Raw genomic sequence first — 12,964 nt, 5'->3', positions numbered from 1 at the left:
TCCCTTAATTTCTAATCGAAAGGAAGTATCATTGATGAGTCCACCAAACAAAGAAGTTCCACGTATCCTTGCTTTATTCACAGCATTTACGTTGTTTGGTTCAACCCTTACCTTGCTTCCTGCTTCTCCTGCTCATGCTTATGTCAGCAGCTTAGGCAATCTCATCTCTTCGAGCGTAACTGGAGATACCTTGACGTTAACGGTTGATAATGGTGCGGAGCCGAGTGATGACCTCTTGGTTGTACAAGCGGTGCAAAATGGTATCTTGAAGGTAGATTATCGACCGAATGGCATAGCGGCAAGCGCGAAGACACCGATGCTGGATCCAAATAAAACTTGGTCAGCTGTAGGAGCTACGATTAACACGGCAGCCAATCCAATGACCATCACGACCTCCACTATGAAGATTGAGATTACCAAGAACCCCGTTCGAATGACGGTCAAAAAGGCTGACGGCACTACGCTATTCTGGGAACCATCCGGCGGTGGTGTATTCTCAGACGGTGTGCGCTTCGTTCATGCCACCGGGGACAATATGTATGGCATCCGGAGCTTCAATGCTTTTGATAGCGGGGGTGATCTGCTGCGGAATTCGTCCAGTCATGCTGCCCATGCAGGTGAACAGGGGGATTCCGGTGGTCCGCTTATTTGGAGTACAGCGGGTTATGGATTATTAGTCGATAGCGATGGCGGCTACCCCTATACAGATAGCACGACCGGCCAAATGGAGTTTTATTATGGTGGAACCCCTCCTGAGGGACGTCGTTATGCGAAACAAAACGTGGAGTATTATATTATGCTCGGAACCCCTCAAGAAATTATGACCGGCGTAGGGGAAATCACGGGGAAACCACCCATGCTTCCTAAGTGGTCGCTTGGATTCATGAACTTTGAGTGGGATACGAATCAAACGGAATTTACGAATAATGTGGATACGTATCGTGCCAAAAATATCCCTATAGATGCTTACGCCTTTGACTATGACTGGAAAAAGTACGGGGAAACCAACTATGGTGAATTCGCGTGGAATGCGACTAATTTCCCTTCTGCTTCCACGACTTCTCTAAAGACAACAATGGATGCTAAAGGCATCAAAATGATCGGAATTACGAAACCCCGAATCGTTACCAAGGATGCTTCTACGAATGTGACGACCCAGGGGACGGACGCGACGAACGGAGGTTATTTTTATCCGGGCCATAACGAGTATCAGGATTATTTCATACCCGTAACTGTACGCAGTATCGATCCTTATAATGCTAGCGAACGTACCTGGTTCTGGAATCATTCCATAGATGCGCTCGATAAAGGAATCGTTGGTTGGTGGAATGACGAGACGGATAAAGTATCTTCGGGTGGAGCTTCGTATTGGTTTGGTAATTTCACAACGGGCCACATGTCTCAGACCATGTACGAGGGTCAAAGGGCTTACACGAGTGGAGCACAGCGTGTTTGGCAAACCGCTAGAACTTTCTACCCAGGTGCCCAGCGGTATGCGACTACGCTTTGGTCTGGTGATATTGGCATTCAATACAATAAAGGCGAGCGGATCAACTGGGCTGCTGGAATGCAGGAGCAAAGGGCAGTTATGCTATCCTCAGTGAACAACGGCCAGGTGAAATGGGGCATGGACACTGGCGGATTCAATCAGCAGGATGGCACGACGAACAATCCGAATCCCGATTTATACGCACGGTGGATGCAGTTCAGCGCTTTAACACCTGTTTTCCGTGTACATGGGAACAACCATCAGCAGCGCCAGCCATGGTACTTCGGATCGACGGCGGAAGAGGCTTCCAAAGAGGCTATTCAGCTGCGGTACTCCTTGATCCCTTATATGTATGCCTATGAGAGAAGTGCTTACGAGAATGGGAATGGGCTCGTTAGGCCCTTGATGCAGGTATATCCGACGGATGCTGCTGTCAAAAATTACACGGATGCTTGGATGTTCGGTGACTGGCTGCTAGCTGCGCCTGTGGTAGATAAACAGCAGACGAGTAAAGATATCTATTTGCCGTCTGGTTCATGGATTGACTATGCGCGAGGTAATGCAATAAACGGCGGTCAAACCATCCGTTACTCGGTTAATCCGGACACGTTGACAGACATTCCTCTCTTTATTAAAAAAGGTGCCATTATTCCAACACAGAAAGTGCAGGATTACGTTGGGCAGGCTTCCGTCACTTCCGTTGATGTGGATGTGTTTCCGGATACGACGCAGTCGAGTTTCACGTACTACGATGATGATGGCGCCAGCTATAACTACGAAGGCGGCACTTATTTTAAGCAAAATATGACTGCGCAGGATAATGGTGCAGGCTCGCTAAGTTTTACATTAGGGGCAAAAAGTGGGAGCTACACGCCACCACTGCAATCCTATATCGTTAAGCTGCATGGTTCAGCTGGGACTTCCGTAACGAATAACAGTGCGGCTATGACGTCCTATGCAAGCTTGCAAGCATTAAAAGCTGCCGCTGGGGAAGGCTGGGCAACTGGGAAGGACATCTATGGGGATGTGACCTATGTGAAAGTGACGGCAGGTACAGCTTCCTCTAAAGCTATTGCTGTTACGGGTGTTACTGCAGTGAGTGCAACTTCTGCACAATACGAAGCAGAGGATGCGTCGCTTTCTGGCAGTACGGTTGCTACAAAAGCTTCCATTAATACCAATCATACAGGATATACCGGAACTGGATTTGTTGATGGTTTGGGCAATGCAGGCGCGGGTGTCACTTTCTATCCAAAGGTGAAAACAGGCGGTGACTATAATGTCTCCCTACGTTATGCGAATGCTTCAGGCTCAGCTAAGTCTGTCAGTATTTTTGTTAATGGAAAAAGGGTGAAGTCCACCTCACTCGCTAATCTCGCGAATTGGGACACATGGTCTACCCAATCAGAGACACTGCCACTGACGGCCGGTGTGAATGTTGTGACCTATAAGTATTACTCCGATGCGGGCGATACGGGCAATGCTAACATTGATAACATTACGATACCCTTTGCACCAACCATCGGTAAATATGAAGCAGAGAGTGCTGAGCTTTCTGGTGGCAGTGCTATGAACACGAACCATTGGTACTATAGTGGTACAGCATTTGTAGACGGATTAAGTGCTATAGGTGCGCAGGTGAAATACAATGTGAATGTCCCTAGCGCTGGGAGCTATCGGGTAGCGCTGCGATATGCTAATGGCAGTGCAGCAACGAAAACGTTGAGTACTTACATCAATGGAACCAAGCTAGGACAAACCAGTTTCACGAGTGCTGGTACGAATTGGAATGTCTGGCAGGATAATGTGCAAACGGTGACTTTAAACGCAGGGGCAAACACGATTGCGTTTAAATACGATGCTGCTGACAGTGGGAACATCAACTTAGATCGCTTGCTTCTTTCAACTTCGGCAGCGGGAACGCCGGTTTCTGAGCAGAATCTGTTAGACAATCCTGGTTTCGAACGTGACACGAGTCAAAGTCATAATTGGGTGGAGTGGCATCCAGGCACGCAAGCTGTTGCTTATGGCGTTGATAGCGGCTCAACAACCAATCCGCCGGAATCCCCATGGACGGGTGATAAGCGGGCATACTTCTTTGCAGCAGGCGCCTATCAACAAAGCATCCATCAAACCATTAGTGTTCCTGTTAATAATGTGAAATACAAATTCGAAGCCTGGGTCCGCATGAAGAGTACGACACCTACGACGGCCAGAGCCGAAATTCAAAACTATGGCGGATCTGCCATTTATGCGAATATCAGTAACAGCGGTGATTGGAAATACATCAGTGTAAGTGATATTATGGTGACCAATGGTCAGATCGATGTTGGATTTTACGTGGATTCTCCTGGCGGAACTACGCTTCACTTTGATGATGTGCGCGTGACCAAACAATAAACAAATAACCAGCTCTCCCGCGAATGGGAGGGCTGGTTATTTGTTCGTTATAATACGTATTCGTGTAAAGATTATTAAACACTTTGAAGTGCTTGCTGAACTTCTTGCACAATAGATAACGCCGCGGTGCGGGCACTTGAGAATGCGCGTTCTGCAAGCTCTCCCTTGCCTGTACAGCCGTCTCCGCAGAAGTAGAAAGGCACGTTTTCCACGCGTATCGGCAGCAGATTGTTGGAAGCAATGTTTTTCACGCTGGATACCATCGCTTTTTTCGAAACCCGTTTCACGGCTGTGACATCGCGCCAGCCTGGATAATGTTTATCAAATAGAGCTTCCATTTGGACGTTCTTTTCTTCGAGATATGCTTTGCGCTGCTCCTCGTTATCAAAGCGGTCGCTTAAGTATGCGATACCCTGCAGCAGCTGCCCACCTTCTGGTACCAGTGTGTGATCTGTCGCGGAAACATCGCTGATGAACAACTTGTTATCCATGTCGCTGATGTAGCTGAAGGGTCTCGCGACAACACGGCTTAATCCAACGTCATACACCATGACTTCGGTTGCTGTATTGGATTCATACGGAGCTAGGAACGGCTCCCACGCTGTACCCTTCAGAAGTTTGACGACTTGCTGAACCGGCATAGCGAAAATCACTTTGTCAAAGGCGACTTCACGGTTTTTGGTTTGCAGTACAAATTTACGATCTGCGTAACGGAGGTTCTCCACGCCTTCTTGAAGGGCAATTTCCCATTTACCGGACATTGTAAGCTTTTGCTTAAGCTGATTCGTAATAACGGCCCAGCTTCCCAATATATAATTGACGGGCTTCGATGAAAGGAACAAGTTGTGATAGTACTCGCTGATTACCGCCCCGGATACATTGCGTGCATCTTCAGGTGTAATGAAGAAGTTGGAGCAAACCAGATGCTCCCATAACTCTTTAACATCCTCGTCTGCATTGGACTCTGCCAAATAATCAGCAAGAGTTGCGTAGTTTTTTAAGTTGTGAATATTCGCGATAATGGCTGTAATTTCACCGACGAATCTTACTTTTTGCATTGTGCTGAGCAGATCAGTTTTTAAAAGGTTAATCGCGTCGAGTGGTGCTGGTGTAAGCTGACTATGTTTCGCGTAAAAAACTTTGCGCTTATCAACTTGCTTAGAAGAGAAAGATAGTCCAAGTTCACGTTCCATGTTTGTTAACGTATGACGATCAATCCCATAGATGGCATGTGCGCCATAGTTGAGTGTAAATCCTGCTTTTTCGTAAGTAAAAGCCCGTCCTCCAAGCTGCGGACTGCGCTCGAAAAGGATACCTTCAACATGTGGATTCTCAGATAAATAAGCAGCCGCTGTTAATCCGGCCAAGCCTCCACCAATAATTGCTACTTTCATTTTGTTTTCCTCCTTGGGGACTGGTTCTACCTGTAGGGATACGTAGGGCTCGCTGGAGCGCAAACCTACCCAAAGCCAGGCTAAGTTATTTTTCATCATGGAAAGTAAATCGGCGTCATCTTGATTGCACCATGTGCGGACCGTTCCCGCATACATGCAAACGAGCAGTTCGATTTTTCTTGGTTCAGGAAGCCAATGTAACAAACTTTCAGATAATACGTTTAATTGCTGTTGTTCTTCCGTTTTTATGGTTTCATTCTGCAAGGATAAAGCTTGTAAACTGCGGACTAATCGGGGTGAAGATTGAATATTGGACGATAAGTCTAAAAATAAGCGATTAATGTGTCCTTCAAGGGATTGTACCTTGGAGGGAGGTTGCTTTACCCATTCTTGAATCAATTGAATTTGTTTGCTGTAAAGGGCAGAAATAATAGCATCTTTGCTTTTGAAATAATGATAAAACGTTCCCTTTGATGATCCTGTCGCCGCGATGATATCGTCTACGGATACATGCTCATACCCTTTTTCCATAAACATGGTTAAGGCGACTTCCATCATCACATCACGCTTTTTGCGGGTGGAGGCTCTCATGAATTGGCTCATCCGCTCACTCCATTCCAACCATCGATTTACTCTTATTATATGCAAAAATAGACTTCCAGTCTACATATTAATTGACCATACGCATAAAGTTTGAAAAAGGAAAAAACAATCTAAATCATTATTTACCGTGTGATGTCGATACCAGCGGTCTATACTTCAGAATAGAACCACATGAGAGGATGAAATAAACACTTGAAAAATGAAGATTTAGGATGGAATTCCTTTTTTGAAAAAGCATTCGAACCTTACCTAAACGAGGGATATCAAGTTGGCCGGGTGTCCTTGGAACATAAACATATGTATCGCGTTCAGACGGAAGTCGGGGAAGCACTAGCAGAGGTATCGGGTAAAATGCGGCATCTTGCTTTCCGGCGCGAAGACTACCCAGCTGTAGGCGATTGGGTTGTACTGTCTATCAGGGGAGAAGAACAGCGAGCAACAATCCATGCTGTATTACCGCGCAAAAGTAAGTTTTCCCGTAAAGTCGCTGGTCAAGTCACCGAAGAACAAATTGTTGCCTCAAATGTAGATACAGTGTTTCTGTTCACTGCACTCAATTTAGATTTTAATGTACGCCGTATTGAGCGTTATATGGTGTTAGCTTGGGAGAGCGGAGCAAATCCGGTTATTGTTCTAAGTAAAGCGGATTTATGTGAGGATCCGGAAGCACTTGCTGCAGAGGTCGCGGCTGTTGCGGTTGGTGTGCCCATTCATATTATTAGTTCAGCAGAAAATCGCGGACTAGATGAGCTTGCCGCTTATATTTCTCCAGGTCAAACAGTCGCGCTTCTTGGCTCTTCCGGTGTTGGCAAATCAACCTTGGTGAATCGTATCTATGGGAAGGATATTCTGGATACAGGGGATATTCGTTCGGGGGATGACAAAGGGAAGCACACTACGACCCACCGCGAGCTCATTACGCTGCCTGGAGGAGGCATATTGATTGATACACCAGGTATGCGTGAACTCCAGCTGTGGGATGTTTCAGAAGGGTTAAGCACGTCATTTCAAGATATCGAAGAGCTTGCAGAAATGTGTTACTTTCAGGATTGTAAGCATGAAAATGAACCGAAATGCGCTGTGAATCATGCGCTAGATGAAGGGACTTTGGCAGTTGAACGATTTAATAACTACGTAAAATTACAAAAGGAACTCGCTTATTTGGCGCGCAAAGAAGATAAAGGGCTTCAAGCAGCCGAGAAAGCGAAATGGAAAAAGCTGCGCCAGTCCTTAAAAACTCAGCATAACCGTTAAAATTTTTCGTAGTTAGATAAGCCCTAACGCGTTCACAGAGTAGCCTTTTGCCTATAGCTGAATATGCTGTTGGTAAAAAGGAGTGTGATGAGCCTATGAAACATCAGGAAGCACATGAGATATGTAAAAAGCATATGTACCGTTATGTGAGCGTCACAATGACAAGTGGTGTGGTTTATGACGGTATTGTGGAAAATGTGGATGATGACCATCTGTACTTAGCCGTTCCGATTGGTGGAATGGATCAGGAACAAATGAGAGCTTTTTTACCCTATCCGGGTTTTGGCTACCCATACGGATATCCAGGTTATGGATTTCCGGGTTACGGTTACGGCTTTCCAAGGCGCCGCTTTGCCAGACAAATCCTACCGCTTGCTGGATTACTAGTCTTATCCTTACTCCCATATTATTAATAGAATGAAACCTGTTCAAACTAGAAACATCTTACAATCAATAAGATGTTTCTTTTTTTTGCAATTATTCCATTTAAAATTGTAGATTGGATTGGATTTTTTAGCTCTTTTCCGATAAAATTAAAAGTAGTAGTTTCACGAAAGTGGGGGACAAGCCGAACAATGAGTGATTGTATTTTCTGTAAAATTATTGCGGGGGAACTTCCCTCTAAGAAAGTGTTTGAGGACGAACAAGTTGTTGCTTTTCATGATATTCAGCCAGCTTCGCCCATTCATGTCCTTATCATTCCTAAGAAGCATATTGCTTCATTAGCCGATGCGGGAGAAGAGGATTGGAACATGATCGGACAAATTCAGCGAGTGGCTGCGCAAATTGCTAGAGAACTAGAAGTAGAAGAATCTGGTTATCGGGTTATAACGAATATTGGAGCTAACGCGGGGCAAATTGTTCACCATCTTCATTATCATCTTATGGCTGGGGCACGATTATCGCCTTTAGGAGTGCACAATTAAGCTTCCTTTCACAAATCGAAAGGTTTGCGATTGACACCCTAATTACTATGACCTATAATGAGATTTGATGAACCGTTTTGTCTTAGATGGTCTGTTCGGAGGGAGGGAAAACTGTTGTCAGAAACTCGAGTTCGTAAGAACGAAACTATAGATGCTGCACTTCGTCGCTTTAAGCGTTCCATCGCTAAGGATGGCATTCTTGCAGAAGTTAAAAAACGTAAACATTATGACAAGCCTAGCGTTAAGCGTAAGCTTAAATCTGAGGCTGCTCGTAAGAGAAAGTTCTAGGAGGCAACATGAGCTTAAGCGATCGATTGAACGAAGATATGAAGCAAGCGATGAAGAGTCAGGACAAGTTCAAACTCTCCGTAATTCGAATGGTGCGATCTACCATTAAGAATTCTGAGATTGAATTGAAAAGAGCCTTAGATGACAATGAAGTGCTTGACGTTCTAACTCGTGAAATCAAACAGCGTAAGGATTCCCTCCATGAATTTACGAAGGCCGGCAGAGATGATTTGGCCGATAGCCTGAAGGCAGAACTTGTTATTCTAGCTGAGTACATGCCGCAACAGCTTTCTGAGGAAGAAGTGAAAGCCATTGTACAGCAGACCATCCAGCAAATTGGTGCTTCTTCCAAAGCGGATATGGGCAAAGTGATGACGGCATTGATGCCTCAGGTCAAAGGACGCGCTGATGGTAAACTTATCAATCAGTTAGTTCAACAATTATTAGGTTAATACTAAATATGTTAGAAAAGACCGAGTGGACCAAGTCCTCTCGGTTTTTTGTTTCCACATAAGAAAGTTTAAGTTTTCGATCCCGAAAACCGCTTTCTTTTTGGCGCTAAACCTAATATAGGGATCTTTGGTCGTAGACCAAAGTCTCTCCGCTATAGGGATCTTTGGTCGTAGATCAAAGTCTCACCTCGCTAAACGAGTCGCGCATCCCTGAATGGCCGAGGGTAGAGGTCTTCTCATTCTCTTTAACAAAAACGAAACAGTTTGTGTGTTGGAACGTACATATTAGTGATAAGGAAGATTCAGGGAAAGGAGTGAATGATGATGTTTGTAGAAAACTTATCTGCCTTTCTGACTCATCCCGTTACAGCGACAGTATTATTAGTGGTTGGGATCATTGGAATTGCATTGGAGCTGCTTTTTTTCAGCAGTGGATTGCTCGCCTTAGCGGGGGTAGCTGGTTTTGCTCTTTATTTTCTCGGTTTTTATTTAGCTGGTTTTGCTGGTTTCGGTGACTTGGCTGTCTTCGGAATCGGGTTAATTCTTCTTATCCTAGAATTGGTCGTTCCGAGTTTTGGGATTCTAGGTGTATTAGGTGCAATATGCCTCTTTGGCGGGGTTCTGATGGCATCTTCAGATCCCACACAGGCAGCGATAATGTTGGGTATCGCCTTGTTGTTAGCTATCGTTGCGATCTCCTTCGCAATCAAAACCTTTAAGCACCGCGGTATTTGGAACCGTTTTATTCTAAAGGAGCAGCTAACAACGAACAAAGGATTTACTTCCAGTCCAGATCGATCCTATTTGATTGGAATGACAGGAGAAGCGATTACTCCGCTCCGCCCGGCAGGGACTGCAATCATTCATGGTGAGCGCGTGGATGTGGTGACGAATGGCAGTTTTATTCCCACGGGAAGGAATGTAGTTGTTGTGGAAGTAGAAGGAGTTCGCGTTGTAGTACGAGAGAATGAAGCGGAGAGACTTTGAGCTACGCTCAAAGGTCCCTATATTAGGAGGAACATAAATGAATATAGAACCAGGATTATATTTGGTGTTGGTTGCGGCCATTGTTATTATTGCACTTTCGGTATTGTTGAGCATTGTGCCTGTCATGCTTTGGATTTCTGCACTTGCTTCCGGAGTAAGAATTAGCATCATTACTTTAATTGCTATGAGGCTTCGCCGCGTGACCCCAAGTAGGATCGTCAATCCGATGATTAAAGCTACTAAAGCGGGTATTGATTTAAGTGTCAATCAGCTAGAAAGCCACTTTCTTGCAGGTGGTAACGTTGATCGGGTTGTCAATGCTTTAATTGCTGCTCACCGCGCGAAGATTCACTTGGAGTTTGAGCGTGCAGCGGCTATCGATCTCGCAGGGCGGGATGTCTTGTTAGCCGTTCAAATGAGTGTAAATCCACGTGTTATTGAAACACCTAATGTTTCAGCAGTGGCGAAGAACGGCATTGAAGTAAAGGTTATTGCCAGGGTTACGGTTCGAGCCAACATTGACCGACTTGTTGGGGGTGCGGGCGAGGAAACGATTATCGCTCGTGTAGGTGAGGGGATTGTGACTACAGTTGGTTCAAGTGACTCTCACAAAGATGTATTAGAGAATCCAGATTTGATTTCACGAACGGTTCTGGGTAAAGGGTTAGATGCTGGAACAGCTTTTGAAATATTATCGATTGATATCGCGGATGTGGATGTAGGTAAAAATATTGGCGCCCATTTACAAACGGAACAGGCAGAAGCTGATAAGCGAATCGCTCAGGCTAAAGCTGAGGAAAGACGTGCGATGGCCGTTGCTGCTGAGCAAGAAATGAAAGCTAGAGTTGTTGAAATGCGTGCGAAAGTTGTCGAATCGGAGTCGCAGGTGCCGCTTGCGATGGCTGAAGCACTTCGAAACGGTAAACTAGGTGTCATGGACTATATGAATCTTAAAAATATTGATGCAGATACACAAATGCGTTCTTCACTTGGGAAAATAAATGATGGTAAGAGTGAGAAAGAATAGTAGTCTTGAAGAGGTGATCAGGTGGGACAGCTCATTGAAATTTTGTTGAAGAACTGGTATCTGGTTATTATTGCATTCGCCTTTTTTTATCAAATTCGAAATAAGGGCCGGCGAGCAAATCAGGAAACTAAGACGAGGCCGGGAATGCCATCCTTTGGTGAAGCTCCTAATGGCGCTACGCGACCCGTAGAAGCGAAGAAATCAGGGCAGAAGGGGATTGGATCGACCTTACAATCGGGACGCGTGCAAGACGAGTATGGTCGTTCTATCACAGCCAAGGCGGTCTCGACAATGCCCAATCAGAAGGCTTCTCCATTCAGCTCGCCTACACAGATTATTAATGATAGCTCATCTGTTTACGCAGATGCGATCTCTACGCCGAATCCTTTTCCTGAACAACCGAACCAGGAACAGCTGCTGCAAGGAATTGTGTGGGCTGAAATTCTCGGTCCGCCTAGGTCAAAGAAGCCTTATCGCAGATAAAAGGATGTAAGAACGCCCTCTCGATTGATCGAGAGGGCGTTCTTTGCTTTGCAGGTTTTTCACATAAAACTGGCGCACTCCGCATAATTTGGTAGAAAGTCTCTGCGCATTTTCTGTATTTATGATCATCTAGTTAGAGGGGGTACTCCCAGCTATGCGTCGCTTGACCCGCAAATGGAACCAGTTCACGGCCAAAATCCTTGATCTTCCTCAGGATGTGGTACAGGACTTGCCGCGAATTACGATGATCGGCAACGTACAGCTTTATGTAGAGAATCATCGGGGTGTACTTCATTTTTCCAGTGAAAAGTTGAAGCTCGAATTAACGAAAGGGACGTTAGAAGTGTTCGGGAAGCAATTAGTTATTCGAGCTATTCTTTCAGAAGAAGTGTTTATTGAAGGCTTGATCGATCATGTGAAATATGAACCATAGATGAAAGAATGGACTGAGAACAGGAGGCTGAGTCATGAAACAATCCCTTTTCATTGCTCGTTTGCGAGGTTATGTGCGCATTCAAATACGAGGTGAAGGTTGTGAAAGATTAATTAATCCCATGATGGAGAAGGGCTTCTCCATATGGGATATTCAAGCTGGAGATGGGGGAAAGCTTGAACTTTTTATCCTGATCAAAGACTTTTTCAGACTTAGACCGCTCCTGAAACGGACAGGCTGTCGGGTGCATGTTACGGAAAGGCACGGGCTGCCTTTTTTTATGGACAGACTGGGCCATAGAAAGGTTTTTTTTGCAGGAATGGCTGCTTTCATCATAGGTCTATACTTATTGACTTCGCTCGTATGGCAAGTTAGTGTGGAAGGGAATGATCGTATCTCTGAGTCAGAGATTTTGCAAGCTGCATCCAAACAGGGCATACATACGTTCCAATGGAAATTTAAGCTGAAGAAAGAAGCGGATTTATCGCGCGAGATTCAAGGAATGCTGCCGAATGCGGCTTGGGTTGGCGTCGAAATTCGAGGTACTCATATCACGATCAAGGTTGTCGAGGCAACTATTCCTGATAAGGGACCGCTTATGAATCCACGGAATTTGGTTGCTGCCAAAAACGCGCTCGTTACCGAGATTTTATCTGATAAAGGCAAACCAATGGTGAAGCCGAATACGTATGTGCGAAAAGGGGACGTGCTGATCTCTGGAACCATTGGCGATGAACAAAATAGCCAAGTGGTGGTTGCAAGTGGTAAAGTTAAGGGTATCGTTTGGTTTACTTCACGAATCGAAACTCCACTAACGAAAACATATAGAGTATATTCAGGTGAAGTTATGGCTCGCAACTATCTTGTTTTTGGGACAAGAGCACTGCAAGTAAGCGGTTATGGTAAACAGAAATTCGAACATTTCGAAACGATTCCAGAGCGTAAAACGTTGGCTTGGCGGTCTTTTTCACTACCGTTCGGTTGGCTTCATGAAAAGGTGATGGAGGTTCATATTGTCGAGGAACCTATTGATCCAGCGATTGCAAAAAAGGCGGGCTTAGAGCAGGCAAAAGCGAAATTACTTGGAGCTGAAGGAACAGATGCTAGAATTGTCGGCGAAAAAATTTTGCATGAAAAAACAGAGAATGGTAAAATTTATATAGACGTGCATTTTGAAGTCGAAGAAAATATCGCCGAAGAACAACCAATTGTGATACGAGGAGAATGA

Annotated in this window: 12 protein-coding genes; 11 read left to right on the top strand and 1 reads right to left on the bottom strand. The window is 45.1% G+C overall.

Annotated features, from left to right (window positions below; all coding sequences use genetic code 11):
- Window positions 1-34 precede the first annotated feature (34 nt).
- The gene (locus tag GC102_RS05395; protein ID WP_171688498.1) at window positions 35-3,889 is read left to right on the top strand and encodes a TIM-barrel domain-containing protein; all 3,855 of its coding nucleotides are present in this window, start codon (window positions 35-37) and stop codon (window positions 3,887-3,889) included.
- Window positions 3,890-3,963: 74 nt separating this feature from the next.
- Here GC102_RS05395 and GC102_RS05390 read toward each other — a convergent pair whose 3' ends face one another.
- The gene (locus GC102_RS05390) at window positions 3,964-5,886 is read right to left on the bottom strand and encodes an FAD-dependent oxidoreductase (RefSeq protein WP_171688497.1); all 1,923 of its coding nucleotides are present in this window, start codon (window positions 5,884-5,886) and stop codon (window positions 3,964-3,966) included.
- Between the two features lie 192 nt (window positions 5,887-6,078).
- Between GC102_RS05390 and rsgA the strand changes: the two genes are divergently transcribed.
- The 10 genes from rsgA to yqfD all read left to right on the top strand — a co-directional run bounded on the left by rsgA (window position 6,079) and on the right by yqfD (window position 12,964).
- A complete protein-coding gene (gene rsgA / locus GC102_RS05385) occupies window positions 6,079-7,140 on the top strand; it encodes a ribosome small subunit-dependent GTPase A (RefSeq protein WP_171688496.1) in 1,062 nt (353 codons plus the stop codon).
- Between the two features lie 95 nt (window positions 7,141-7,235).
- Window positions 7,236-7,553 carry a hypothetical protein gene (locus GC102_RS05380; protein ID WP_171688495.1) on the top strand — a complete coding sequence of 106 codons (318 nt, stop codon included), beginning with the start codon at window positions 7,236-7,238 and terminating at the stop codon, window positions 7,551-7,553.
- Window positions 7,554-7,715: 162 nt separating this feature from the next.
- Entirely contained in the window at window positions 7,716-8,066 is a 351-nt protein-coding gene (locus tag GC102_RS05375; protein WP_171688494.1) for a histidine triad nucleotide-binding protein, read from the top strand.
- Window positions 8,067-8,180: 114 nt separating this feature from the next.
- Window positions 8,181-8,354, top strand: a complete 174-nt coding sequence (gene rpsU, locus GC102_RS05370; RefSeq protein ID WP_029195880.1) for a 30S ribosomal protein S21 — start codon at window positions 8,181-8,183, stop codon at window positions 8,352-8,354.
- A gap of 8 nt (window positions 8,355-8,362) precedes the next feature.
- Window positions 8,363-8,806 (top strand): GatB/YqeY domain-containing protein, encoded by a 444-nt coding sequence (locus GC102_RS05365; protein ID WP_171688493.1) that lies wholly within the window; start codon window positions 8,363-8,365, stop codon window positions 8,804-8,806.
- A 318-nt stretch (window positions 8,807-9,124) separates the two neighbouring features.
- The gene (locus GC102_RS05360) at window positions 9,125-9,793 is read left to right on the top strand and encodes an NfeD family protein (RefSeq protein WP_171688492.1); all 669 of its coding nucleotides are present in this window, start codon (window positions 9,125-9,127) and stop codon (window positions 9,791-9,793) included.
- A 37-nt stretch (window positions 9,794-9,830) separates the two neighbouring features.
- A complete protein-coding gene (floA, locus tag GC102_RS05355; RefSeq protein WP_216625510.1) occupies window positions 9,831-10,820 on the top strand; it encodes a flotillin-like protein FloA in 990 nt (329 codons plus the stop codon).
- A 21-nt stretch (window positions 10,821-10,841) separates the two neighbouring features.
- Window positions 10,842-11,303, top strand: coding sequence for a YqfB family membrane protein (locus GC102_RS05350; protein WP_171688491.1), 462 nt, complete (start codon window positions 10,842-10,844; stop codon window positions 11,301-11,303).
- Window positions 11,304-11,457: 154 nt separating this feature from the next.
- Window positions 11,458-11,736, top strand: coding sequence for a sporulation protein YqfC (gene yqfC, locus GC102_RS05345; RefSeq protein ID WP_171688490.1), 279 nt, complete (start codon window positions 11,458-11,460; stop codon window positions 11,734-11,736).
- 34 nt (window positions 11,737-11,770) lie between these two features.
- The gene (gene yqfD / locus GC102_RS05340) at window positions 11,771-12,964 is read left to right on the top strand and encodes a sporulation protein YqfD (protein ID WP_171688489.1); all 1,194 of its coding nucleotides are present in this window, start codon (window positions 11,771-11,773) and stop codon (window positions 12,962-12,964) included.

Source organism: Paenibacillus germinis, assembly GCF_013141785.1.
GTDB lineage: Bacteria > Bacillota > Bacilli > Paenibacillales > NBRC-103111 > Paenibacillus_E > Paenibacillus_E phytorum.
The sequence above is the reverse complement of the archived record's forward strand: the minus strand, read 5'-3'. Positions and strand labels throughout refer to the sequence as shown.

Excerpts from the sequence above, each read along its gene's own strand:
- GC102_RS05395 (WP_171688498.1), top strand. The coding sequence starts at position 35 with ATGAGTCCACCAAACAAAGAAGTTCCACGTATCCTTGCTTTATTCACA.
- GC102_RS05390 (WP_171688497.1), bottom strand. The coding sequence starts at position 5,886 with ATGAGCCAATTCATGAGAGCCTCCACCCGCAAAAAGCGTGATGTGATG.
- GC102_RS05380 (WP_171688495.1), top strand. The coding sequence starts at position 7,236 with ATGAAACATCAGGAAGCACATGAGATATGTAAAAAGCATATGTACCGT.
- GC102_RS05375 (WP_171688494.1), top strand. The coding sequence starts at position 7,716 with ATGAGTGATTGTATTTTCTGTAAAATTATTGCGGGGGAACTTCCCTCT.
- GC102_RS05365 (WP_171688493.1), top strand. The coding sequence starts at position 8,363 with ATGAGCTTAAGCGATCGATTGAACGAAGATATGAAGCAAGCGATGAAG.
- GC102_RS05360 (WP_171688492.1), top strand. The coding sequence starts at position 9,125 with ATGATGATGTTTGTAGAAAACTTATCTGCCTTTCTGACTCATCCCGTT.
- floA (WP_216625510.1), top strand. The coding sequence starts at position 9,831 with ATGAATATAGAACCAGGATTATATTTGGTGTTGGTTGCGGCCATTGTT.
- yqfC (WP_171688490.1), top strand. The coding sequence starts at position 11,458 with ATGCGTCGCTTGACCCGCAAATGGAACCAGTTCACGGCCAAAATCCTT.
- yqfD (WP_171688489.1), top strand. The coding sequence starts at position 11,771 with ATGAAACAATCCCTTTTCATTGCTCGTTTGCGAGGTTATGTGCGCATT.